22 protein-coding genes and 1 pseudogene are annotated in these 21,854 nt (G+C 70.7%); 8 read left to right on the top strand and 15 right to left on the bottom strand.

The features are described from left to right. From ABD714_RS09590 to ABD714_RS09595, 3 genes and pseudogenes are all read left to right on the top strand, one after another. Nucleotides 1-493, top strand: a pseudogene (locus tag ABD714_RS09590) (hypothetical protein); the annotation flags it as partial. Then, the gene (locus ABD714_RS23050; RefSeq protein WP_425562367.1) at nucleotides 427-675 is read left to right on the top strand and encodes a transposase; all 249 of its coding nucleotides are present in this window, start codon (nucleotides 427-429) and stop codon (nucleotides 673-675) included. The pseudogene ABD714_RS09590 and the gene ABD714_RS23050, both read left to right, overlap by 67 nt. Next, nucleotides 626-826, top strand: coding sequence for a hypothetical protein (locus tag ABD714_RS09595; protein ID WP_344812093.1), 201 nt, complete (start codon nucleotides 626-628; stop codon nucleotides 824-826). The genes ABD714_RS23050 and ABD714_RS09595 overlap by 50 nt, the downstream gene beginning before the upstream one ends. 175 nt (nucleotides 827-1,001) lie before the next feature. On the opposite strand, the gene ABD714_RS09600 is transcribed toward ABD714_RS09595, so the two are convergent. The 6 genes from ABD714_RS09600 to ABD714_RS09625 all read right to left on the bottom strand — a co-directional run bounded on the left by ABD714_RS09600 (nucleotide 1,002) and on the right by ABD714_RS09625 (nucleotide 7,809). Beyond that, nucleotides 1,002-2,072 carry an IS110 family RNA-guided transposase gene (locus ABD714_RS09600; protein ID WP_344812094.1) on the bottom strand — a complete coding sequence of 357 codons (1,071 nt, stop codon included), beginning with the start codon at nucleotides 2,070-2,072 and terminating at the stop codon, nucleotides 1,002-1,004. 435 nt (nucleotides 2,073-2,507) lie between these two features. Beyond that, nucleotides 2,508-2,951 carry a universal stress protein gene (locus tag ABD714_RS09605; RefSeq protein ID WP_344812095.1) on the bottom strand — a complete coding sequence of 148 codons (444 nt, stop codon included), beginning with the start codon at nucleotides 2,949-2,951 and terminating at the stop codon, nucleotides 2,508-2,510. Nucleotides 2,952-2,968: 17 nt separating this feature from the next. Further along, entirely contained in the window at nucleotides 2,969-4,876 is a 1,908-nt protein-coding gene (locus tag ABD714_RS09610; protein ID WP_344812096.1) for an MFS transporter, read from the bottom strand. Nucleotides 4,877-5,618: 742 nt separating this feature from the next. After that, nucleotides 5,619-6,197, bottom strand: coding sequence for a VOC family protein (locus tag ABD714_RS09615; protein ID WP_344812097.1), 579 nt, complete (start codon nucleotides 6,195-6,197; stop codon nucleotides 5,619-5,621). Nucleotides 6,198-6,247: 50 nt separating this feature from the next. Next, complete coding sequence (locus tag ABD714_RS09620) at nucleotides 6,248-6,787, bottom strand: DinB family protein (protein ID WP_344812098.1); 540 nt, start codon at nucleotides 6,785-6,787, stop codon at nucleotides 6,248-6,250. Next, nucleotides 6,784-7,809 (bottom strand): zinc-dependent alcohol dehydrogenase family protein, encoded by a 1,026-nt coding sequence (locus ABD714_RS09625; protein WP_344812099.1) that lies wholly within the window; start codon nucleotides 7,807-7,809, stop codon nucleotides 6,784-6,786. Before ABD714_RS09625 ends, ABD714_RS09620 begins: the two co-directional genes overlap by 4 nt. 51 nt (nucleotides 7,810-7,860) lie before the next feature. On the opposite strand from ABD714_RS09625, the gene ABD714_RS09630 reads away from it, so the two are divergent. Next, on the top strand, nucleotides 7,861-8,628 hold the full coding sequence (locus ABD714_RS09630; protein ID WP_344812100.1) for an exodeoxyribonuclease III: 768 nt from the start codon (nucleotides 7,861-7,863) through the stop codon (nucleotides 8,626-8,628). Between the two features lie 80 nt (nucleotides 8,629-8,708). Further along, nucleotides 8,709-9,899: an AI-2E family transporter gene (locus ABD714_RS09635; RefSeq protein WP_344812101.1), complete on the top strand. Its 1,191-nt coding sequence runs from the start codon at nucleotides 8,709-8,711 to the stop codon at nucleotides 9,897-9,899. A gap of 38 nt (nucleotides 9,900-9,937) precedes the next feature. On the opposite strand, the gene ABD714_RS09640 is transcribed toward ABD714_RS09635, so the two are convergent. Then, on the bottom strand, nucleotides 9,938-11,338 hold the full coding sequence (locus tag ABD714_RS09640) for a DUF2252 domain-containing protein (protein ID WP_344812102.1): 1,401 nt from the start codon (nucleotides 11,336-11,338) through the stop codon (nucleotides 9,938-9,940). Nucleotides 11,339-11,436: 98 nt separating this feature from the next. Here ABD714_RS09640 and map point away from each other — a divergent pair, with 98 nt between their 5' ends. Then, the gene (gene map, locus ABD714_RS09645) at nucleotides 11,437-12,204 is read left to right on the top strand and encodes a type I methionyl aminopeptidase (RefSeq protein WP_344812103.1); all 768 of its coding nucleotides are present in this window, start codon (nucleotides 11,437-11,439) and stop codon (nucleotides 12,202-12,204) included. Between the two features lie 46 nt (nucleotides 12,205-12,250). Here the strand turns inward: map and ABD714_RS09650 are convergent, their stop codons facing one another. The 3 genes from ABD714_RS09650 to ABD714_RS09660 all read right to left on the bottom strand — a co-directional run bounded on the left by ABD714_RS09650 (nucleotide 12,251) and on the right by ABD714_RS09660 (nucleotide 14,734). Then, entirely contained in the window at nucleotides 12,251-13,165 is a 915-nt protein-coding gene (locus ABD714_RS09650) for a type IV toxin-antitoxin system AbiEi family antitoxin domain-containing protein (RefSeq protein WP_344812104.1), read from the bottom strand. 107 nt (nucleotides 13,166-13,272) lie between these two features. Beyond that, nucleotides 13,273-14,430 carry a L,D-transpeptidase family protein gene (locus ABD714_RS09655; RefSeq protein ID WP_344812105.1) on the bottom strand — a complete coding sequence of 386 codons (1,158 nt, stop codon included), beginning with the start codon at nucleotides 14,428-14,430 and terminating at the stop codon, nucleotides 13,273-13,275. 160 nt (nucleotides 14,431-14,590) lie between these two features. Beyond that, nucleotides 14,591-14,734, bottom strand: coding sequence for a hypothetical protein (locus tag ABD714_RS09660; protein WP_344812106.1), 144 nt, complete (start codon nucleotides 14,732-14,734; stop codon nucleotides 14,591-14,593). A 113-nt stretch (nucleotides 14,735-14,847) separates the two neighbouring features. On the opposite strand from ABD714_RS09660, the gene ABD714_RS09665 reads away from it, so the two are divergent. Both ABD714_RS09665 and ABD714_RS09670 read left to right on the top strand, forming a co-directional pair. Next, on the top strand, nucleotides 14,848-15,474 hold the full coding sequence (locus ABD714_RS09665) for a class I SAM-dependent methyltransferase (protein ID WP_344812107.1): 627 nt from the start codon (nucleotides 14,848-14,850) through the stop codon (nucleotides 15,472-15,474). Nucleotides 15,475-15,483: 9 nt separating this feature from the next. Then, nucleotides 15,484-15,783 (top strand): SH3 domain-containing protein, encoded by a 300-nt coding sequence (locus tag ABD714_RS09670; protein WP_344812108.1) that lies wholly within the window; start codon nucleotides 15,484-15,486, stop codon nucleotides 15,781-15,783. A 124-nt stretch (nucleotides 15,784-15,907) separates the two neighbouring features. Here ABD714_RS09670 and ABD714_RS09675 read toward each other — a convergent pair whose 3' ends face one another. The 5 genes from ABD714_RS09675 to manD form a co-directional block, all read right to left on the bottom strand. Continuing rightward, entirely contained in the window at nucleotides 15,908-18,319 is a 2,412-nt protein-coding gene (locus tag ABD714_RS09675; RefSeq protein ID WP_344812109.1) for a hypothetical protein, read from the bottom strand. Nucleotides 18,320-18,387: 68 nt separating this feature from the next. After that, a complete protein-coding gene (locus ABD714_RS09680) occupies nucleotides 18,388-18,858 on the bottom strand; it encodes a P-loop nucleotide/nucleoside kinase family protein (RefSeq protein WP_344812110.1) in 471 nt (156 codons plus the stop codon). 116 nt (nucleotides 18,859-18,974) lie between these two features. Continuing rightward, a complete protein-coding gene (gene eda / locus ABD714_RS09685) occupies nucleotides 18,975-19,610 on the bottom strand; it encodes a bifunctional 4-hydroxy-2-oxoglutarate aldolase/2-dehydro-3-deoxy-phosphogluconate aldolase (RefSeq protein WP_344812111.1) in 636 nt (211 codons plus the stop codon). Beyond that, nucleotides 19,607-20,563 carry a PfkB family carbohydrate kinase gene (locus ABD714_RS09690; RefSeq protein WP_344812112.1) on the bottom strand — a complete coding sequence of 319 codons (957 nt, stop codon included), beginning with the start codon at nucleotides 20,561-20,563 and terminating at the stop codon, nucleotides 19,607-19,609. The genes eda and ABD714_RS09690 overlap by 4 nt, the downstream gene beginning before the upstream one ends. Beyond that, a complete protein-coding gene (manD, locus tag ABD714_RS09695) occupies nucleotides 20,560-21,783 on the bottom strand; it encodes a D-mannonate dehydratase ManD (RefSeq protein ID WP_344812113.1) in 1,224 nt (407 codons plus the stop codon). Before manD ends, ABD714_RS09690 begins: the two co-directional genes overlap by 4 nt. Nucleotides 21,784-21,854 lie beyond the last annotated feature (71 nt).

Raw genomic sequence — 21,854 nt, forward strand, 5'->3', positions numbered from 1 at the left:
CGCCCGGGATGCGTTGCTGTTGGCCCGGCTGCTGCGGATGGATGACCTGACCGCGGTCACGGTGCCCAGCATCGCGCAGGAGGCCGCCCGGGATCTGGTCCGGGCCCGGGAGGACTGCCGTGGTGATCTGATGCGAGCCCGGCATCGGCTGTCGAAGCTGCTGTTGCGGCACGGCTACCTGTGGGACGGATCGCAGGCATGGACCCAGGCTCATGATGGGTGGTTGCGGCGGCTGCGAGCCGGTGAGGTCTGGTCGGCGGGCACCCGGGCATCGTTCGACGCCGGCTACGAGACGGTGGTGGTCACAACCGCGCGCCGGAACCGGTTGGATGCCGAGATCGCCGCAATGGCCGCCGATAGCGAGTTCACCCCCGTCGTGCGTCGGCTGGGCTGTCTGCGAGGAGTCTCGACGTTGACCGGTTCGCGTTGGCCGTCGAGATCGGCGACTGGACCCGGTTCAGCGGCGCCAGTATCGGTGCGTTCGTCGGGTTGACACCCAGCGAGCACTCCTCTGGGGCCTCGCGGAGTCTCGGGTCGATCACCAAAGACCGGCAACGGTCACGCCCGCCGGCTGCTGGTCGAAGCCGCGTGGCATCACCGGTCCGCGTATCGGCCGGGAAAGACGATGCAGGACCGGTGGGCGCTGGCCCCAGTAGCGGCGCAGGTCCGCGGTGATGCCGGGAACCGCCGCCTGCACCACCAGTGGCTGAAGTTCATCGCCCGCAAGAAGCGCAGCACCATCGCCACCGTCGCGATCGCCCGTGAGCTGGCCGGGTGGTGCTGGTCCCTGGCCATCCTCGACGGTGACGACACCCTGACCAGATAGCCGGGAACAGATCGTCCTTGGTGATCATCCTGGTCTGACCGAGCCGCGTCAGGAGCGACCCGCGTTGCAGCTATGAGCCACCCCCACAGTGGGATGACGCTCGACTCTAGACAAGCGGACAGCTCCAGCCGAACAGCACCGTCCTGCGGTCCCAACCCGACTCTTCTATGTTTGGTCAAGTCGTTTCGAGTGTCGTGTGAAGCGCGTTCAGGGTCCTATAGAGCTGGCGGGCAAGGTAGCGCTTGAGGCAGCGGCGGATCTCCTTGGTGGTGCGCCCTTCAGCGCGACGTCGCTCAACGTAGGCGCGGGTGTCCGGATCGTGCGTCATCCGGGTGATCACGGCCATATGCAGCGCCCGGTTGAGCCGACGATCACCGCCGCGGTTGAGCCGGTGACGGACGGTGTTGCCCGACGAAGCCGGTATGGGATTGACACCCGCCAACGCAGCGAACGCCGCTTCGGAACGGACCCGGCCGGAGTGGGACCAGGCCGCAAGGACGACCGCGGCAGTGACGGGCCCGATGCCGGTCTTGTCGAGCAGGGTCGCCGCTTTGCTCGCACGGATCAGGCTGGTCAACTGGTCGTGGTTGGACCGGAGATCCTCGTCGAGGTCGGACACTCGTTTGGCGAGCCGGACGGCTTCAGCGCGAGCGATACCGGTGGCGAGGTCCTCGGCCCGGGCGCGCCACCGGAGGATCTGGCTGACCTGGTCAGCAGTTAACGGCCTGCGGGCATCGATACCCAGATCCACGACACGCACCAGCGCGATCAAGGCATTGATCGTCGCGGTGCGGTCGGTGGTCATGTGCTCGCGGGCGGTGACCAGGGTCCGCAGTGCGGCCCGGACGCCGTCGTCTCGGCGAGGGCGGCGCAGGTCAACGGCCTCGAGAGGCAAGACCGCCGCAGCGATACGGCGGGCATCAGGTGGGTCAGACTTGCCGGCGCCGCGGTGGGCTCGAGCGTTCATCCGGGCGGCCTCGACAACCTCGTAGCCAGCCTGGCCGGCCGCAGACGCCAGGCGAGCACCATAGGTGGCGACACCTTCGATCACCCACAATGTGGCGAGATCACCACCAGTGCGGCGCCCAGCCCAGGCGATAGCACGGGTCAGGCCGGAGGTGGTGGCCGGGAACTGCTCGGTGGCAAGCAGCTCGCCGGTGGCAGCGACCAAGATGGCGAAGCTGTGAGTGCGGGCGTGGGTATCGACCCCCACGACATAGGGACGGGTATGCGCGACGATGGTCACGGCGACGGACTTCCTTCCAGGACAACGGACAGGGCTCCGGCCGCCAGCGGCCGGCGCAGGCCTGGATGGAAGTCACTTCGGGGCAGCACTGTGATGAGCCACGACCCGTTAGGTGCGGGGGTCGGGCAGTCTTCTGATCAAGTCACCGAGGTGGAGCCGGGTCTGCGTCGGCCGCCCGCCCGGGCCGGACAAGTCGGGTTCAAGGCATTCAAGAAGCCATGCATATCAAGAGTCACGACCCGGGCGAGGCGACCACCGCTAACCCTGCCAGCCAGTCCCAGACCAGCTCCCCAAAGACTCACAGCGCATATCAGCCTGACAAAGCGTCGCGAACACGCCCGGCAGACCAAGATCAACAAGGCGCAAGAGAGGCGCCGCCGTGAACCCATCCCGGCGGCGCCTCACCCTGCCCACTTGACAGACAACCACTACATATCAGCTGCGGACGACGACGACCGGGCACTCCGCGTGAGCGACGACGTGGTTGGTGACCGAACCCAGCAGCATCCCGGCGAAGCCCCCGTGGCCGCGGGACCCGACCACCACCAGGTCAGCCTCCCGGGACCGCTCGATCAGCACCTTCGCGGGGTTCTTCCCTTCCTCCACGGACGTCCGTACGTCCACAGCGGGTGTGGTGGGAACCAGCTCCGCCGTGAACTGCTCGAGCAGCGCCAACGCAGCCATCCGCGGTTGGCTGCTGTAGTCGTCCGGCGGCAACGAACCGTACGGGGGCGACATGGGCAGCGACGGTGGGTGCCAGGTGGAGACCACGGTGAGGGAGGCGCCGTGGTGTGCGGCCTCGTCGTAGGCCCAGAGCAGCGCCTTTCGGCTGTGGTCGGATCCGTCGACCCCGACGACGATCTGGTTGATTCCGGTCATGGGTAGCACCTTCCTGGTCAGGACGACGAGCGACCGGAACCGGATGAGCCATCCAGCCGGGAGGCTCCGCCGGGTACCTGATCTCCAGCCATCAGCTCCTCCCCCAGCGCCGAGGTCTGGATGATGGTCACGTCGCAGTTCGCCTTCTGCACGATCTCTCGGGGCACCGACCCCAGCACCTCTCCCTCGGTCGCGCCCAGACCCCGGTTGCCCACCACGATCAAGGTGGCCGGGCTCTGGCTGGCGACCCTCAACAACGCCTCGGCCGGTCTGCCGGGCACGATGACCTGCTCGATGTCCCGAATCCGGTCGGACGTCAGCTGGACGACGGTCCGGTGCATGGCTGCTCTGGCAGCGCTCAGGCCGTACAGCAGCTTGCGACCGTCCCCTCCGTCCGGCGGGTCGACACCGGCCGACTCGCCGTCCGACTCGAAGGCAGCCACCACGACGATGCGCGCTTCGGCCGCGGCCGCGATCTCGTGGGCCCGGCTCACGGCGTACAGCGCGGAGGGCGAACCGTCGGAGCCGACCACGACGCGGTCGTAGACGGTGATCTCGCGACGTCCGCTGAGCGGCATGACCCGGGACTCCTCGTCGCCGTGCGGGGTGTTGACCCAGAGCATGGCCAGCGCGGCGCAGCCGAGCAACCCGCCGGCGAGCAGGATCGCGTTGGTGCCCTGGCTGCCGAGCGGGTTCTCGAAGATCCAACCGAACGTGAGCGTCTGGATCAGCATCGGGACGACGATCATCATGTTCAGGATGCCCATGTAGACCCCCGTGCGTTCACGGGGAACCATGCTGGCCACCATCAGGTACGGGACGCCGACCATGCTCGCCCAGCAGATGCCCAGACCGATCATCGGAACCAAGGTCAGGTACTGGTTGTCGATCTGGGACAGGACGGCGAGCGAGACGCCTGCCAGGGCGAGCGTGCCGGCGTGCACCCGCTTGCCACCGAAGCGCTGACAGAGGGGCAGCAGGAACAGCGCCGACAGCATCGTGACGAAGTTGTACGTGCCGTTCATCAGCCCCACCCAGCCTGCGGCCTGCTCGTACCCGGGGCTGTCCGGGGCGGCGTTCCAGACTGACTCGGCGATGCTGACGCTGACGAACTGCCAGTAGATGAACATCGCGTACCACTGGAACAAGAACGCCAGGCCGATCTTGTGCATGCCGATCGGCATCACCTTCACGGCCTGGGCGATCTCGCCGATCGTGGCGCGCGGGCCCTTCGACTGCGACCGGATGTGCGCCAGCTCCTCGTCGGTCGGCGTGATCTCCTTGGTCCGCAGCATGGCGAGCCCGACCGTGACGATCGCGCACACCGCGCCGAACCAGAAGACCACGAACACCCAGGTGGGAACCGCTCCCTCGGCGCTGCCGGGGAAGATCTTCTGGAAGATGAACAGCGAGATGTTCGCCAGCACCGCTCCGGCACCGGTGAACATGCTCTGGATCAGGAAGCCCTTGGGTATCTGGATCTTGCGCAGCCGGTCGGAGATCAACGCCCGGTACGGTTCCATGGCGGTGTTGTTGCCGGCATCCACCAGCCACAAGCAGATCACGGCCATCCAGAGTGCGGTCACCAGCGGGAACAGGAACAAGATGGCGATCATCACCAGGCCGCCGCCGAGGATGTACGGCTTGCGTCGACCCCAGCGGTCACTCCAGGTCTTGTCACTCATCGCGCCGATGAACGGCTGGATCAACAGGCCGGTGATCGGGCCGGCGATGTTGAGGATCGGCAGGCTGTGCGCCTCCGCGCCCAGGAACAGGAAGATCGGGTTCACCGCGCTCTGGGTCAACCCGAAGCTGAACTGCACACCGAAGAACCCGAGGTTCATCCAGGCCATGTTGCCCGTGGTCATCAGGGGACGGCGTTCGTCGTCCCTCGTGCTCTCGACCTCTGGTGCCGTGACCGCCATCGAACGCGCTCCTTCCGGTAGATCAAGCCGACTACGTGGTGTGGTTAGCAGCGTGTCCGCCGGTCGAGCCGACTGTTTCTCGAAGGCCCATCAGATGCGTGGGATGGAGTCTCGTGGTATCACTCGCCGACTGTCAAGGCCCCCGGCTTCGACGATCCCGATCATCCGGCGGCGCGCCGGTTGCTCGGCTGGGGAGGCGCCATCGACTGCTGGCTTGTCGGTCGACCACGACTGTTCGCCGGTGACCAGCCGACCTGCCCGACCTCGCTAGATCTTGCTGGCCGGGAGCTCGGGATCAGGGAAGACCACGCTCTGCCGGGTCGATCACGCCGCCATGCTGGCGGCGTGGGGTCACCCTGCGGCTGCCGTCGACCTCGACTCGTTGTACGGGGCCGTCGATCCGCGCTGGGAGCTTCCCTACAGCGACGAACGGAACGCCATGGTCCTCGATCAGGCGGTCGCGTGGGTGCGGTCTCTGGTCCAGCACGGCTGGCGCACCGTCATCGTGACCGTGAACAGCGTCAGCAGTGATCTCGACGTCGACGAGACCCTGCACGCTCTCGTCTCGCTGGTGGGCAGGGGTGCGGGACTGCTGGCGCCGTGGGCGGCAGCCCCGGATGACTCGGCGGGACTCGCCGTCGGCTTGCCCCGGGGTGCTGCGGCCACGTCCGGATCGTCGTGGGGCCCGACGCCGCATCATGGGGCCCGGGCCGCACGACACCCGGGGCTGACAGCAGGTCGCCTACGAGCGACTTTCCGGCGGCGAGGTCCGCTCGTCCAGCTCCGCGAGGAACTCGTGGGCGTCGGAGAGAGCAGGATCGGACGGGTCGGCGCGCCGCAGAGCACCCCGCAGGATCTTCGCAGCCTGCACCGGGTCGCCCTTGCTGTCGGCGAGCACGGTGGCGTTGAGCAGGCCCTCGCGTAGCGGGGACGACTCGGCGACCGGGTCCGGAGGGCCGTCGTGGAAGAAGCGTATCCAGTTCCCCGCAGGATCGATCAAGCTGAATCCGGACACGCCACCGGCGTTCTGGCGGGGCCGTGGACGGGTGATCCTGGGATGTCCCGACACCGGGAGCTTTCCGTATCGTGCCCTCAGCCCGGCTGCGAAGACTTCGAACATCGCGCCGGTGTCGGCGACCAGCACCCCACAGGTGCTGTGGGACTGTTCGGCCCGGTGCCCGTCGAGTCCGTAGTACTGGATCGGGAATCCGTGGCCTTCCAACGCGACGAACGGGTTCGGCCGGGTCTGCTTGTACATAACGGTGAAGCCGAGCGCTGTGAAGAAGTCCGCGATCTCGTCGATGTCGGCGCAGGGCAGCATCGGGATGACCCGTGGGTGACATGCCACCGAAGCCTCTCACGTCCGCGCGCCTACTGGCCGGTCCGGCCGTCCAGGCACTCGCGCAGCAGGTCGGCGTGGCCGCAGTGGCGGGCGTACTCCTCGATCAGGTGCACCAGCACGTCGCGCAGCTCGAGGTCGCCGTCGGGGTGCCGGCCGAGCACGTCGAGGCTGTCGGCCCGCTCGACCCACTCCTCCGCGTACGCCATCTCCGCCCGCCAGGTCGCGAACGCCTCGTCCACGCACTCCGACGTCCCCACCGCGCCGTCGAAGTCGGCGTCGGGGTGCTCGAGCTTGCCGTAGAGCCGGGGCAGGTCGAGCCGACGGTCCATCACCCGGCGGAACCAGGACTGCTCGACGGCGGCCAGGTGCCGGACCAGTCCCAGCAGCGACATCGTCGACGGCGGCACCGACCTGGTGGCCAGCTGCTCGGGGGTCAGTCCCTGGCACTTGAGCTCCAGCGTCAGCCGGTAGACCCGCAGGTAGTCGACCAGCGTCGCCCGTTCGCCCCGGTTGGGTCCACCGGCGTCGCGCGGGTCCACGCCGCCCTCGACCTCCCAGACGTCACTCACGGCCAGACGATCCCGACCTTGCCGGACAGACCCGCGTCGGCCAGCGCGTACGCCTCGCTCGCCTCGGCCAGACCGAACGTGTCCGACACCACCACCTCGGGGTGCAGTCCCCAGCGGTCCAGGCGCTCCAGCAGCTCGGCCATCCGTCCCGTCGACGACACCCAGGAGCCGTGCACGGTCAGCTGGCGGTGGATCAGGGCCTCGCTGACGTCCACGGTCAGCTGCCCGCCCTCGCCGACCAGCCCCACCCGACCCCAACGGCGGGTGTGCCGGATCGCCGTGGCCTGCGCGACCCCGGCACCGGAGCAGTCGACGGCCACCTCGGCACCGTCGCCCAGCAGACCGGTCAGCTCCTCGTCCGTGCCGGGGACCGCGGCATCGACCGCGCCCAGTCGCTCGGCCGCCGCGCGCCGCTCCGGGGAGGGGTCGGTGCCGACCACGAACGAGGCGCCGAGCTTCTTGGCCAACAGCCCGACGGCCAGCCCGACCGGGCCGAGCCCGGTGATCAGCAGCCGGTCGCGACCGGAAACGTCGACCCGGCACAGGGCCTCGTACGCGGTCCCGAAACCGCAGGCCACGCACGCGCCGTCGAGGTAGCTGAGCGAGTCCGGCAGCTCCAGCAGGTCCCGCTCCTCGGCCAGCAGGAGCTCGGCGTGACCACCGTCGCGCTGCCAGCCGTACGCCGCGCGCTGCGGCGAGGTGCAGGAGATCTGGTAGCCACGGCGGCACTCGTCGCACTGCCCGCACCCGCTGATGTGGTAGACCACCACCCGCGCGCCGACACCCAGCCGGTGCACGTCCGGACCGACCTCGATCACCTGACCCGCCGGTTCGTGGCCGGCGACCACGTCCTGGTACGCCTCCGGCCCCTCACCGAGGTGCTCGCGGTAGATGGCGCGCAGATCGCTGCCGCAGATCGTCGACGCCTTCATGGCCAGCAGCACCTGACCGGGGCCGGGCACGGGGCGGTCGACCTCGGCCAGCCGGACGGTGGAGTTGCCGGGCAGATAGGCGGCGAGCATGGTCCTCCTCGGACGGATGGGGGTGTCAGTCGTCGAGCCTAGGATCGCGGGGTGCGGATCGCCACCTGGAACGTGAACTCGATCGGAGCCCGGCTGCCCCGGCTGCTCGACTGGCTGACCACCCGGGAGCCGGACGCGGTCGCCCTGCAGGAGACCAAGTCGGCCGATAGCGGCTTCCCCTTCGCGGAGCTGGCCGACCTGGGCTACGAGGCGCTGCACGTCGGCGACGGTCGCTGGAACGGCGTGGCCGTGCTCTCCCGCGTCGGTCTGACGCCTGTGGCCACCGAGCTGCCCGGTCACCCGGAGCCGCGGTACGCCAGCGCCCGCTGTGGCCCGTTGACCATCACCAGCGTCTACGTGCCGAACGGCCGCTCGCTGGACGACCCGCACTACGCCTACAAGCTGGACTGGCTGGCCACCCTGCGCACGACCCTGCCGGCCACCGAGGCCCCGACCGGCCAGGTGATCATGGGCGACTTCAACGTCGCGCCGACCGATGCGGACGTGTGGGACATCGGCGCCTTCGCCGGCTCCACCCACGTCACCGAGCCGGAGCGGGCGGCGGTCCGGGCGCTGACCGACACCGGACTGGTGGACCTGCCGGCCCGGCCGGGCAAGGGTGACCGCCCGTTCACCTACTGGGACTACCGGGCGGGCATGTTCCACCAGGACAAGGGGATGCGGATCGACCTGGTGCTGGCCAGCCCGGAGCTGGAGGTCACCGACGCGTACGTGGACCGCGAGGCCCGCAAGGGGAAGGGGCCGTCGGACCACGCGCCGGTGGTCGTGGATCTCGCGCTGGACGAGTCTGCGGGATGATGTCCCGACCACGGTGAGCCGGCGCTCCGGAAGCCGCCGCGGCGACCACCCAGCAGTCGTATCCAGATGAGGCAGCACCGATGACCCGACCGGCGACCGACACCTCCTCGGCGAACCCGCTGCCCCGTGCCCTGACCATCCTGCTCGGGCTGGCCGCCGCGATGGTGATCATCCTGGGTGCGCGGGAGCTGGCCTGGCTGATCGGTCCGGTCTTCCTGGCCCTGGTCATCGTGCTGTTGGTGCATCCGCTGCACACCTGGCTGCGACGCAAGAACCTGCCGGAGGGCGTGGCCCTGGTGGGGCTGCTGCTGGCCATCTTCGGTGTGCTGGTGGTGCTCGGCTCGATCCTGGTGCTGGCCGTCGGGCGGTTGGTCACGGTGCTGCCGCAGTACGCGGCCGAGGCCGACGGCCTGGTCAGCAGTCTGCGCGAGCTGCTGATCGCCCAGGGCATCAACCGCGACACCGCGTCCGCCCTGCTGACCGACGTCAGCCTCGGCGCCGCCATCTCGGCGATCACCCCGCTGCTGAGCGGTGTGGTCGGGCTGGTGGCGAACGCCATCTTCCTGCTCAGCCTGATGCTCTTCCTGGGCGTCGACGCCACCGGTGCCCTGGGTCGGATCGCGGCGCTGAACCGGCTCCGTCCCCGGCTCGGTCAGGCGTTCGCCATCTTCGCCACGAACACGCGTCGGTTCCTGGGCGTGACCACCGTGTTCGCGGTGATCACCGGCGTCGCCGACACCTTGCTGCTGCTCTGGTTGGACATCCCGCTGGCCGTGCTCTGGGGACTGCTGGCCGCGATCTGCAACTACATCCCGTACGTCGGTTTCGTCATCGGACTGGTCCCGCCCGCCCTGCTCGCCCTGTTGATCGGCGACTGGCCCCTGATGCTGGTCGTCATCGTGGCCTTCATCGTGCTGAACTCGCTGTTCACCTCCCTGATCCAGCCCTACTTCGTCGGCGACGCGGTGGGGGTCTCGATGCCGGTCACCCTGGTGGCGTTGGTGTTCTGGGGCTGGGTGCTGGGACCGCTCGGTGCGATCCTGGCCATACCGCTCACCCTGCTGGTCAAGGCCGTGCTGGTCGACACCGACCCCACCGCCGGCTGGGCGACCGCCCTGTTCGGCTCCACCCGGGCGATGCGGCACGAGTCGGAGGTCGAGCTGGCCGACGGCCCGACCACGACCGTCGAGTCCCCGCCGACCCCGACGACCGGCCGGACAGCGGCGGTGGACACCCCGGTCGGCACCGCTGACGAGCAGCCCCGGGCCTGAGGGGTGAGGCCGTCGCCTGAGCCTCTCGCCTTCACCGATCACCCTGTACGCGCCGGGAGCCGACCCTCGTCGGCCGCGGCGCGCACGCGAGCGTAGTCGTTCTCGGTCTTGTCGGCGTAGGCCGTCGCGTAGTCCGCCATCGCGTCGTCGAACCGGGTGTTGCGACCCAGGTAGGCCGCTATCGCCACCCGGTCCCCCGAGCGGGCGTGGGCCCGTGCCAGGGTCCAGCTGCAGGCGTCGGCGTACGTCTCCAGCTGGTCGGCGTTCAGCTCGGCTGGCTCGAAGGAACCCTTCCAGTCCCGGAACTGGCGGACGTAGTAGTCGCGTGGGTAGCCCGACACCGCGGCCGTCTTCCAGCCCAGCAGGATGTCGCCGTACGCCTGCATCAGCCGCTGCCCCTCGACCACCCGCCGACCCTCGTGGGAGAACTCGTGACCGGGCACGAACGGGGCCAGCACCGACGTGGTCGCCTCCTTGGCCTGCAGGACCAGGAAGTCGTCCTCCTCCGCGCCGACCAGCAGCACCACCCAGGCCGAGGTGCCGACGCTCCCCACGCCGACCACCCGGCGGGCCATCCCGACCAGCCGGTACTGGCGCAGCAACCGGCGGATCTCCGGGGTCACCGTGTCCGCGTACGACTCCAGCAGCTCCGCCATCCCGTGCAGCAGGGTCTCCTGGTCCTGGTGCCGCGCGAGGTCGGCCAGCGGGACCAGGAAGGGCGGGTCGGCGATCCACTCGGCGTGCCCGTCGACGATCCGGATCAGCTTGCGGACCGCCTGCCGGCTGTCACGCCGCTTGGCCTTCTCCGTCACCTTGCGGGCCTGGGCCAGATCCCGCTTGCCCGGCTGCAGGGCGATCCGCTCCAGCAGCCGGGTCGACATCTCCAGGTGCGCGTACCAGACCTCGGTCGCGGTCGCCGCGGCGAACCGGCCCATCGACGTCCGGTAGAAGTGACCCACCCGGGTGGTGATCCGGCGGCGGGTGCCCGCGTCCAGACCGTTCTCCCGTCCGGCCAGCTCGAAGCTCGCGGCCAACCGCTTCACATCCCACTCGAACGGACCGGGATGGGTCTCGTCGAAGTCGTTGAGGTCGAACACCAGCCGCCGCTCGGGGGAGGCGAACAGCCCGAAGTTGGACAGGTGCGCGTCCCCGCACAGCTGCACCGTCAGCCCGGTGTGCGGCGCCTGGCCGAGGTCGGCGGCCATCAGGGCGGCCGCCCCGCGGTAGAAGGTGAACGGGGAGACCAGCATCCGCTCGTAGCGGACCGGCACCAGCTCCGCGATCCGGGTGGCGTCCTGTGCGGTGAGGACGTCGACCGGGTCGGTGGCCGCGGCGACGAGCTCGGCCAGCGCCTGCCGCGGCAGCCGGCGGCGGGCCGACCGGCCGGCTTCGATCTGGTCGGCGGTGGTCGGCAGCGCGTACGGCCAGCTCGTCGTCACGGAACTTTTGTACCGCTATCCACACCTGACGTGGTTCTTGCTCCAGAAGATCTCGCCACCGCGGGCCGGCCTTGCGCGATGAGGCAGAATCGACCCCTGTGATCGAGTACCGCACCCCCACCGAGATCGACCAGATGCGACCCGCCGGGGCGTTCGTCGCCAGCGTGCTGACGGCCCTGAAGGCGAAGGCGGCGGTCGGGGTCAACCTGCTCGAGCTGGATGCGCTGGCCCACCAGATGATCCGCGACGCCGGGGCGGAGTCCTGCTACATCGACTACCACCCCTCCTTCGGGGCCAGCCCGTTCGGCAAGGTCCTGTGCACCTCGGTCAACGACGCCGTCCTGCACGGGCTCCCGTACGACTACGTCCTCGCCGACGGTGACCTGCTCAGTGTCGACTTCGCCGCCTCCGTGAACGGCTGGGTGGCCGACTCGGCGCTGTCGGTGGTGGTGGGGACGCCGCGCGAGGACGACCTGACGCTGATCGAGACGACCGAGGTCGCCCTGGCCGCCGGCATCGAGGCCGCTCAGGCGGGCGCAAAGATCGGCGACATCTCCTTCGCCATCGCCCGGGTCGCCACCCAGGCCGGCTACAAGATCAACACCGACTTCGGCGGGCACGGCGTCGGCCGCACCATGCACGGCGACCCGCACATCCCCAACAACGGTCGCCGCGGTCGTGGTCTGCCGCTCAAGCCGGGTCTGGTGATCGCCATCGAGCCGTGGTTCCTGACCTCCACGGACAAGATCTACACCGACGCCGACGGGTGGACCCTGCGCAGCCGAGACGGCTCCCGTGGCGCCCACTCCGAGCACACCATCGCCATCACCGCCGACGGCCCCCTCATCCTGACCGCCCGCCCCTGACCACCGCTTTTTGCACCGCTATCCACGTTTGACGTGGGTTCTGCTCCTAAAGATCCGAGAGGTCGCTCCCGAGAGCTTCGGCGACTTCCCGGACGAAGCGTCCGGGATCGTCGTTCAGCACGTCCGGCCCGTACCGCAACACGGTCCAGCCGTGCCGGATCAACGTGTTCTGCCGCTCGAGATCGACTGCGTGACTCTCGGGTGACGAGTGATATCGGAACCCATCGAGCTCGATCGCCAGCTTCCGCTCCTTGAAGCCGATGTCGATCTCCATGCCTCGGCCGTTGGACAGCCGGATCTTCAGGTTGACCGTGAAGCCGGTGATGCCGGCGTCGGTCAGCAACTTCGCCCCCAGCCGTTCGAGATCGCTATGGGCCCGGTCCCCGGTCCGCTCCAGGATGTCCCGCATCGCCGTCGTACCCCAGGTGCCGCGGTTGCGTTGGAAGGCGAGCTGGAGCTCGACCGCGCCGACCGCTCTGGTCTGTTTGCACCGGTCCACAAAGCGCACGCCGTGGCGTCGGCGACCTCGTTCGAGCGTCACCGCCGCACGGAGCACCGCCAGCGGTCGGGCGATCACCGCGATCCCGCGGTGCGACGTGACATCGCCCGGATCGACCCAACGGCGCAGCACGCACACGCTCGCCTGCTGACTGCGGCGAGTCACGTTGGTGACCTGGAACTCCCAGCGCAACGGCGGCTCGGGCACCAGCTCCCACCACCAGGCCGCACCGACACCGGTGAGCACGCCGTTGTCGAGCCACAGCGCGGCAACACGCATGCCCTGCTCGGACGTCGGCGGCACCGTGGCGAGACGGTAGACGCCAGGGAGTGCTCGTATCCAGTCACCGGACTCGACACGCCACTCCACCTGCCGCAGGCTCATGCCGAGTGTGAGGGCCTGGGAGCGGGAGATCGCCCCGGACTGCTCGATGATCAGACTGCGGAAGCGCTTGATGTCCATGTCTCCACACAAAGGACATCGGCCCGAATCGTACGGGCTCACCGACGACCTGTGGATTTCTGGAGCAGAACCCACGCAGGATGTGGATAACAGTGCAAAAAACGGGGTCAGCGGTAGACGATCACCTTGTCGCCCACCCGCGCGTCGGCGAAGAGGGACTGGATGCCGGCGAGGTTGCGGACGTTGACGCACCCGTGGGAGGCGCCGTTGTAGCCGCGGGCGGCGAAGTCGGGCGAGTAGTGGACCGCCTGGCCGCCGGAGAAGAACATCGCGTACGGCATCTTGGTGTGGTAGATCGTCGAGACGTGGTCGCGGGACTTCCAGCCGACCGAGAACGCGCCCTCGCGGGTCGGTAGCTCCTGCGAGCCGAACCGGACGTCCATCCGCAGCTGCGGCTTGCCGTCGATCACCCAGACCAGCGAGTTCGTCGACTTGCTGATGCACATCGCCCGGCCGGTCAGACAGCGGGAGTCCAGCCCGGCGGCCGAGGGCTTCGGGGTGCGGTTGTGCAGCTCGTCGTTGCTCGGCGTCCGCGTCATCGCGGTCAGCCGGTCCCAGGTGCGCTGATCGACCTCGCCGGTGACCGGGATGGCCCGCTTGTCCTGGAACCCCTTGACCGCGGCGACCGTCACGGAGCCGTACGAGCCGGTGACGCTGCCGGAGAACCAGCCGATCTGCTTCAGTCGCGCCTGCAGGCCGCGGACCCGATCGCCGGAGTCGCCCTGGGAGAGGATCGCCGGCCCGGGGACGAGCCGGTTGTGCATCTCGTCGTCGGTCGGCTTGCGGGTCATCGAGGTGAGCTTGGCCCAGGTGGTCTTGTCGACCGCCCCGGTCTGGTCGAGCTTGCGCTTCTCCTGGAAGCCCTTGACCCCGGTGACCGTGCCGGAGCCGAAGGTGCCGGTGATGTTGCCGGAGTACCAGTCGAGCTGGCGCAGCCGGTGCTGGAGCTCGCGGACCTTGGTCCCCGTGTCGCCCTTCTGCAGCAGCGCCCGGACCGTGGTCGGGGTTGGCTCGCTGGTGGGCTCGGTGGTCGGGGCCGCCGTGGTCGGCGACGGCGACGGGGCCGCGGTGGTGGGTTCAGCGGAGGCGGTCGGTGACGAGGTCGCGGGGACCTGGCTGTCCGGCGCCGGGCCGGCCTGGTCGGCCGGGATCTGGCCGCACCCGGCGGCGACCAGCCCGAAGGTGACGGCGGCGGCCAGCGCGCCGGCCACCCGCAGACGTCGCCCGCCGGGGCGGGGTGCGTTCGCTGTCGGCCGTACCGTCATCTCAGTCCTCTACGTCCCACTGGTCACAGTCGCCACACCGTAACCCGGGAGCACGAGGGGATCCAGCCCGAGCAGCCGCCGCGACCGACCCGTTACCGGTCGTTCATCCTGAGGTCGAGAGATTCACGCGGCGGGACCCGTCGCCGAGTCCCGGTCGTGATCAGCGGGGACGGACGTTCTTGCTGAGCTTGCTCAGGCCGTCGCGGATCTTGGCCTGGTTCTCCGGCTTCTGCAGCTCGCGGGAGGCGATCTGGATGATCTTGGCCGCCATCGCGCCCTTGGCCAGCTTTCCCAACATGCCCATCTGAACTCCTTGCTCGTGCACCCGCAGGGGTGGGTGCTGACCTTCCACGATAAGCGAGTGATCCAAGGCAGGCTGGACTCCCGACGTCAGCCACCTCCCGGATCGGATCGCCTGTGTCCTCCCCACCCAGCTACTGGAACCACAACACGGCCTACCACCAGTGGATCCTCCGGACGCTCGGCCGGCGGTCGAACGTGCTCGACGTGGGCTGCGGGGACGGCTTGCTGCTGGAGCGCCTCGTGCCGACGGTCGACCGGGTGGTCGGACTCGAACCCGACCCCGACACGGCGGCCCGGGCCCGGGAACGGGTCGCGGACCTGCCGACGGTCGAGGTCGTGCAAGGCGGCTTCCTGGACTACCTCCCGGTCGCGCCGTTCGACGGCGTGGTCTTCGTGGCGAGCCTGCACCACCTCGGCCTGCGGCCAGGTCTGGAGCGGGCCACGGCGGTGCTCGCCCCCGGCGGGGTGCTGGTGGTGGTGGGGTTGGCCCGGGAGCACAGCGCAGCCGACTGGGTGCGTTCGGCGGCGTCGATCCCGCTCAACCGCCTGATCGGCCGGTGGCGTCACGAGCAGAACGACATCGGGGTGCCGGTGGCAGAGCCCACGGAGACGTACGCCGACCTCCGTCGGGTGGTCCGCGCGACGCTCCCCGGCGCCCGCTGGCGCCATGGCCTGCACTACCGCTACCTGCTGTCCTGGACCGCGCCGCCGAGCCACCGACCCCGGCTGACCGACGCCTAGCCTGGGCGGATGCCGCTCACTCTGTGCGTCCTGCTGTATCCGGTCGACGGACAGGAGGACCAGCTCGCCGCGTACGAGGACGAGGTGCTCGCCCTGATCCCCGAGTACGGCGGCACGGTGCTGTCCCGGGTGCGGCGGGTCGGCGGCACCACCGACCAGCCGTACGAGGTGCAGCTGATCGAGATGCCCGATCAGGCGGCGGTGGACGCCTACCAGGCGGACCCGCGCCGCAGCAGCGTGGCGGGACTACGCGATCAGGCGATCGCGCGGACCGACGTCCTCCCGGTCGCGGCGGTCACCGGGGACTGAGCGAGGAACGCATCTCGGCGATGTGACGGAGACCCGCGCCTCAACGGCGACACACCACCGCGACGCGCCGAGGTGTGGTCCGCGAGACGAAGATTCCCGTCACGAACGAATCCGAGACGCGGACTCAGCGGCGTCCGAGGGTCTTCGCCAGCGTCTTGGCCTCCTTGGCCGGGGCCCGTGACCCCCACAGGTCGCCGCCACGCAGTCTGGCGCCGGACAGCTCCTCGAGCGCATAGAGCAGGCGTGGACCGTACTCGGCCAGATCCTGCTCGGCCCGCGGCCGGAGCAGCTCGACCACCTGCTCGTTGAGGGCCCGCGCCTCCTTGCGGTCACCGCGGCCCTTCGCTTCCTGCCACCGCCGGTACGCGCTGGCGAGATCGTCTTCGACCGGCTCCGCGGGGACCGGCTCAGGAACCGGCTCCGCCTCATGGACCGGCTCGACCGGCAGCGGCTCCACGGCCACGGGCTCGGGCGTAGGCGGCGCTGGCTCCACCCGCGACGGATCCTGCGGCGCGGGTTCGACCGGCTGGTCGGCGACCGCGGCCGGCTGGATGGTCTGCGCTTCGGCCGGCTGCACCACAACCGGCTCGGCCACCTCCGGCTCGAGATCATCGGTCTCGTCCGGCCGGACCGTCTCGCGGGTCGCGTCGGTCTCCGCACGCTCCCGGGCCAGGCGCTCACCCTCCAGCCACTCCGTCTCGGCTCGGGCCGCCGCCTCCTCGCGTTCACGGTCGATCCGGTCGGCGTCCTCCTGGGCTGCTCGCGTGCGCTCGGCCTCGGCCTGCTCGGCCTCCGCGCGAGCCCGGCGTTCGCCTTCGAGCCACTCCGCCTCGACCCGCCCTTGCTCAGCCTGCTCAGCGTCGGCCAGCTCCGCCTCGGCCCGCTCTCGGTCGGCCCCCTCAGCCCGCTGCTGCTCAGCCAGCAGTGCGGCCGCACGCTCGGCCTCCGCGCGCTCCGCGGCTTCGGCCCGCTCCAGCTCGGCGAGCTCCGCCTGCAGACGTTCCAGCTCCAACCGCTCGATCTCGGCCGGGTCGGCAGCCCGACGTTCCGCTTCGCGCTGCTCGAGGGCCGCCCGCTCGGCGGCGATCCGCTCCGCCTCCAGCCGCTCGGCCTCCAGGCGGTGCTCCTCCATCCGTTCCTCGCGGCGACGTCTGCGCTCCAGCCGCTCCGCCTCCTCCTCGGCGGCCAGCCGCTCGGCCTCCACCCGCGCCGCCTCGATCCGCTCCAGCTCGCGCCGGGCCGCTGCGGCCTGCTCGGCCTGGGCCCGCTCGGTCGCCCGCCGTTCTTCCTCGGCGCGCTCGGTCTCCCGCCGCGCCGCCTCTCGACGCGCCTCGTCCAACCGCTCCTGCTCCAACCGGTGCGCTTCGCGTCGCTCCGCCGCCAGCCGATCGGCTGCGTGCTGCTGCAGCGCGGCCTCCTCGTCCGCAGTGGACCTCGTCGATGCTCCCGCGGTGGCGCCTGCGTACGCGGCGTCCGGGTCGAGCGGCTCCCACCGCACAGCCGAGGTGCCACGCGCCAGTCCCGGGGAGAGCTCGGCGGCCGCCTTGCGCTCCGGCGCGGGACGGGCCGAGAGCTCTTCGGCGACCACCTCCGCCTCCTCCGTGCGGTCGACCGCGCGCAGGTCGCGGACGAGATCGGCGAGCGAGCCCGCCAGCTGGACCCGAGCCGTCTCGTCCTTCGGGGCGATACCGGCGAGCAGGTCGATCAGCTGACGCCGGGTGACCAGCCCGAGGTCCACCTCGCCGACCGCGAGCAACCGGTCGGCCAGGTCGCGGTAGAGCACGAACAGCGGCTCGGACAACCGCTGCAACAGGGCCGGGCTCAGCCGCCCCGGCTGGGCGAGGCGCCCGTCCACGACGCTGTCGTAGGTCTCCCGGGCGACGTGGAGGTGCGTCAGGGCGGCTTCGGTCAGCCCGGCCGCCCAGCGGACGTCGGACACGAGCCGGTCGGCGTCCACCACCACGTACGCGGAGTCGGGGTCGGACCGCAGCCCGGACTCGGCGACGCGTTGACGCGCCGCGTCGGCGTACGCGTTCGCCAGGGCCACGTCACCTCCGGCCAGGGCCCCGCGCGCCGTGCAGGCCAGGGCCCAGACGACCGTGGCCGGCGCGAGCGCCTCGGCCAGCGGCAGCGATCCCAGCTGCTCGCGGAGGTCCGCGAAGGAGCGGATGGTCTCCGCCGCCGCCTCGGGCAGACCGGCCGCGGCCTGGATGACGCCCAGGTGCACGACGGCGGTGACGTAGCGGGACGCGTCGGCCACCGACGTGTACGGTCCGATCGGTCCGTTGGCGGTCAGCTGCTGCGCGGCCAGCTTGACGGCCTCCTGCGCCTCGGGTGCCGCCACGGTGTAGGCGTGGCCGAGCAGCCGGTGCTCGGTCAGCGCGACGAGGGCGTCCGCGAGCTCCGGCGTACGGCTCGGGTCCGAGCCCACCCACCCCCGCAGCCGCTGCACCGCCGAGGCGAGCTCCTTGGCCTTCTGGGCGTACGGGTCCTGCGGCTGCTTGGGCCGGTTCTGCTTGTTCTGCTGCTGGGCCATCGTGCCTTCCGGGGCTGACTGCGTCCTCGATCCTGCCAGACGACGCCCGTGCGCCCGGTCGACGAGGATCAGTCGGTCGTCACCAGGGAAGCGTCGTAGGCGTCCAGCTCGTCCTCGTCGGGCCGCTCGTAGACCCGGTCCCAGCCGTCGAGGTCGCTCCGCGAGATCGGCGGGTCGAGCTGTCCCCGCTCCTGGAGGCGGCGCCACAGCTCCTCCGTCGGGGGATCCAGGAAGACCAGCTCGACCTGGGCTCCCAGCGTACGGGCCTCGATCCGGAGCCGGTCGCGTTCCGCGCGCCCCCAGGTCCCCCACTCGATGACCACCACGTTGCCGGCGCGCAGCAGCTCGCAGGCCAGCTCCCACTGCAGCCGCTCCACCCGGTCCCGCTGGACCCCGTCCCAGAGGCTGACCTCGAGGGCCTCGAGCCAGTCGTCGGGGCACAGCCGGATCGCCGTGCGCTCGGCGGCCAGGCTGCGGGCCATCGTCGTCTTGCCCGCCCCGGGCAGCCCGCAGACCATGATCAGCACCGGTTCTGTCACGTCACCTCTTCCGTCGCGCCGGCCCGCCGTCAGAGCGAGATTCTGACGGTCCGCCCCGTCAGCGGCAACCCTCGAGGCTGGCGTCTGGACAGCCCCTGTGGGTCGACGGCGTGCGCTCAGCCGACCCCTGAGATCAGACCGCGGACCGCCGCCGCCTGCGCGGCGATCCCGGCCCAGTCCTCGGCCGCGATGGAGGCCCGGGGGGCGAGCCAGGTGCCACCGACCGCGGCCACCCCCGGCACAGCCAGGTAGTCGCGCAGGTTGTCCGGGGTCACCCCACCGGTCGGGCAGAACCGCACCTGGGGCACCGGGCCGCCGACCGCGGCCAGATAGGCCGGTCCGCCCGCGGGACCCGCCGGGAAGAACTTGAGCTCGGTCAGCCCGCGGTCCAGCGCGGTGAGCACCTCACTGACCGTCGCGACCCCCGGCAGCACCGGCACCGCGGCCGCCACCAGGCTCTCCAGCAGCGCCGGACTCGCGCCGGGACTGACCAGGAACTCCGCACCTGCGGTCAGTGCCTGGTCGACGTCGGAGGCGGTGAGGAGCGAGCCGACTCCCAGGGCGATCTCGGGCACCTCCGCCGCGATCGCGGCCACCGCGTCCAGCGCCCGCGGGGTGCGGAGGGTGACCTCGATGATCGACACACCACCCGCCACCAGGGCGCGGGCCAGCGGCACGGCATGGGCGGGATCGTCGATCACCACCACCGGGATCACCGCGGAGACGTCGAGCGGGCTGGTGGTGAGGGTCATCCGGAGATCTCCTGTGCGGTGGTTCCGTGGGCCCGCAGGTGCGCCCGGGTCCGGTCGAGGGTGGGCACGAGCCCGGTGCCGCCCCGGCCCCCGACCACCAGCGACGACGCCGCCGCCGCCAGACGCGCGGCGCCCACCAGGTCGTCGCCGAGGACGAGCCGGGCGGTCAGGGTGCCGACGTACGCGTCTCCGGCCCCGGTCTGGTCGACCACGGCAGGGGCCGGCACCGCCGGGATCCAGGTCGAGCGGTCAGCGTCGACCACCTGCACCCCGGACGCGCCACAGGTCACCGCGACCATCACCGTGCCGCGTGCCCGCAGCTGCTGGGCGGCGTCGTCCGGCGACGTCGCGCCGAGCAGAGCGGCGGTCTCGCCGGGGTGGGACGGGGTGATCAGCCAGGATTGCGGGGCCAGCTCCCGCAGCAGGTCCGCCGCGGCATCGGCATCGCTCAGCCGCGGCCGGTGGTTGGGGTCGTAGACGAAACGCTGCGCGCCGTCGGCGGCGTGCCGGACCGCCGCGCGCGCCGAGACCGAGATGGCGCCCGCGATGCCACTGGCCACGACCGCACCGGCGCGCGCCAGCGCCTCGGCCGGCAGGTGCTCCGGGGACAGCGATGAGCCGACGCTGCCGGACCGGGCGTAGCTGAACTCCCGCTCGCCCGCCGGGTCGCTGTGCACGAGGTACACGCCCTGCTGACCGGCTGCGAACCGGAGCAGGTCGGTGCCGATGCCCAGCTCCGCGACCCGGGCGGCGATGGCCCGGCCGAGGTCGTCGTCGGTGAGCACCGCGACGAGCCCCACCCGGGCGCCGGCCGCGGCCGCCGCCGCCGCGACGTTCAGGGTGTCGCCCGAGATCCCCAGCACAGCGGGGACGTCGTGGCCGAAGGGCGCGGTGGTGGCGACCTCGACCAGGACCTCGCCGAGGCAGATCACGTCGTACGCGGGGGTGCTCACCAGTCGTGGACGGAGCCGTCGAGCCGGCGGTTGACCGGCAGGTACCTCGGTTCGTACGGATAGCGGGCCGCGGCCTGCTCGTCGAACGTGACCCCGAGGCCCGGCTGGTCGCCGGGGTGCATGTAGCCGTCGGCGAAGGTGTACGCGGTGCCGAACACCTCCGCCGCTTCCGGCCGGTGACCCATGTACTCCTGGAGGCCGAAGTTCGGGATGGTCAGGTCCACGTGCAGCGCGGCGGCCATCGCGACCGGGGACAGGTCGCCGGGGCCGTGCGAGCCGGAGCGGACCCCGTACAGGTCGGCGAGGGCGAAGATCTTCTGCAGGTGGGTGATCCCGCCGGCGTGGGCCACCGAGGTGCGGATGTAGTCGATCAGCCGCTCGGTGATCAGCTGCTGGCAGTCCCAGATGCTGTTGAACACCTCGCCGACGGCGATCGGGGTGGTGGTGTGCTGACGGATCAGCCGGTACGCGCTCTGGTCCTCGGCGGGGGTCGGGTCCTCCAGCCAGAACAGCCGGTACGGCTCCAGCGCCGCCCCCAGCCGCCCGGCCTCGATCGGGGTCAGTCGGTGGTGCACGTCGTGCAGCAGGTGCAGCCCGTAGCCGAACTCGTGGCGCAGGTGGGCCATCATCTGCGGCGCGAAGTCGAGATAGGCCCCGGTCTCCCAGGTGTCCTCCTGGGGCAGGGCGCCGCTGGCCGGCTCGTAGATCCGCCCGTCGGCCTTGTCGGAGGCCTTGGCGATCCCGTACGTCTTCACCAGTCCCGGGATGGCGGCCTGGGCCCGGATCGCGAGGTAGCCCTGGTCGAGGTGGTCCTGGACGTCGCGGCTCAGCTCGTCCAACGTGGAACCGCTGGCGTGGCAGTAGACCATCGCGCCGTCGCGGGCGGCGCCACCGAGCAGCTGGTAGACCGGCAGCCCGGCCGCCTTGCCCTTGATGTCCCACAGGGCCACGTCGACCGCGGCGATCGCGGTCATGGTGACCGGTCCCCGACGCCAGTAGGCGCCCTTGTAGAGGTAGGACCAGGTGTCGGTGATCCGGCGGGCGTCGCGGCCGATCAACAGCGGGCAGACGTGGTCCCGCAGATACGAGGTGACGGCCAGCTCACGGCCGTTGAGCGTGGCGTCGCCGAGTCCGCTGACGCCGTCCTCGGTCTCGATGATCAACGTGACGTAGTTGCGGCCGGGTGAGGTGACCACCACCCGGGCGTCGGTGATCTTCATCGGTCGATCCTCTCGCACCTGTGCCGGGGTGGCCCGGTGTCCACCGTCATCGGGGTGCCGCTCGGGCCGGC

It is taken from the genome of Microlunatus aurantiacus, from assembly GCF_039536605.1.
Classification (GTDB): domain Bacteria; phylum Actinomycetota; class Actinomycetes; order Propionibacteriales; family Propionibacteriaceae; genus Microlunatus; species Microlunatus aurantiacus.